The 1,254-nt window shown below is 58.9% G+C and carries 2 protein-coding genes and 1 tRNA gene; all 3 read left to right on the top strand.

What is annotated here, in order from left to right:
• Positions 1-497, top strand: a 497-nt coding sequence (locus C0456_RS20625; protein ID WP_291056610.1) for a S16 family serine protease, incomplete at its 5' end; no start/stop codon positions are given.
• Positions 498-660: 163 nt separating this feature from the next.
• Positions 661-933, top strand: a complete 273-nt coding sequence (locus C0456_RS20620; RefSeq protein WP_291056607.1) for an HU family DNA-binding protein — start codon at positions 661-663, stop codon at positions 931-933.
• A gap of 94 nt (positions 934-1,027) precedes the next feature.
• A tRNA-Val gene (locus tag C0456_RS20615) sits at positions 1,028-1,102 on the top strand.
• The last annotated feature ends 152 nt before the right edge of the window (positions 1,103-1,254 follow it).

Here is a 1,254-nt window from a genome sequence, read left to right as displayed (position 1 = left end):
AGGCGGCGATGAGCTTTGTGAAGGCGCGCGCACCCACTTATGGCATCAAGCCAAGCCTGTTCGCGCGCAAGGACATCCACATCCACCTTCCCGAAGGGGCCGTGCCCAAGGACGGGCCATCAGCCGGGATTGGTCTGGTCACTTCGATCGTATCGACGTTGACCGGTGTGCCGGTGCGGCGCGATGTCGCGATGACCGGTGAAGTTACGTTGCGCGGGCGCGTGTTACCGATCGGTGGCTTGAAGGAAAAGCTGCTCGCGGCACTTCGCGGGGGTATTTCAACAGTATTGATCCCGGAAGAAAATCGAAAGGATCTCACTGAAATTCCAGCGAATATTCGCGACGGGCTCGACATCATCCCGATCCGCCATGTTGATGAAGCGCTGCGGCTTGCGCTGACCGAGGCTCTGACGCCGATTGTATGGAGTGAAGCTGACGAATTGGCGGCTTTGCCACCCGGAACGCTTGGCGGCGTGGCGGGCGAAGTGCATCACTGACGGCGGCGGCGCGCTTTTTTACCACCATTTCAGGGTAATTTAGCCGAAATGTGACGGATTTGTTTTGACACCGGCTGGCGGAATTGGGTTAGTAGCAGCCCGGGCAGTGCTGCGACTCAAAGCGTAAAGTCGGCTCGAGGGTTTTGAAGGGGGTTCTATCACAATGAACAAGCAGGAATTAATCGGAGAGGTTGCCGACGCGGCCGGACTGACCAAGGGCGATGCGAGCAAGGCTGTAGAAGCAGTGTTCGGCGTTATCTCGTCCGCGCTGACTAAGGGCGATGAAGTTCGCCTGGTCGGCTTTGGCACATTCTCGGTCAGCAAGCGCAAAGCATCGATCGGGCGCAACCCGCGGACCGGCGAGCCCATGACGATCAAGGCTTCAAGCCAGCCCAAGTTCAAGGCAGGCAAGGTCTTGAAGGATTCGGTAAACTAATTGCGCTTGCCCCCGCGCCGTGCTGGACACGGGCGGTGTACATGCTAAGGAAGCCGTCGTTCGCGCGTCCCGCCGCGTTGATCGGAAAAATTCAGGGCGCGTAGCTCAGTGGTAGAGCACTGTGTTCACACCGCAGGGGTCGCAAGTTCAATCCTTGCCGCGCCCACCAGCTTTTTGAGGCCTCGTCAGCACTGCTGACGGGGCCAAATTTTTGTGGGTCATCCGCCGTGGCATCGGTGCACTCCCCGCCGCCATCTCTGTGGTTGATCCCCGCGCTCGTGTGGGGCAAAGAACCGGAGTCACTCACAAATCTAAAGGTTG

The organism is Hyphomonas sp. (genome assembly GCF_013823385.1).
Classification (GTDB): Bacteria; Pseudomonadota; Alphaproteobacteria; order Caulobacterales; family Hyphomonadaceae; genus Hyphomonas.
This window is presented reverse-complemented; position numbering and strand designations above follow the sequence as displayed.

Bases quoted from the DNA above. Each gene is read 5' to 3' on its own strand.
- C0456_RS20620 (WP_291056607.1), top strand. From the start codon at position 661: ATGAACAAGCAGGAATTAATCGGAGAGGTTGCCGACGCGGCCGGACTG.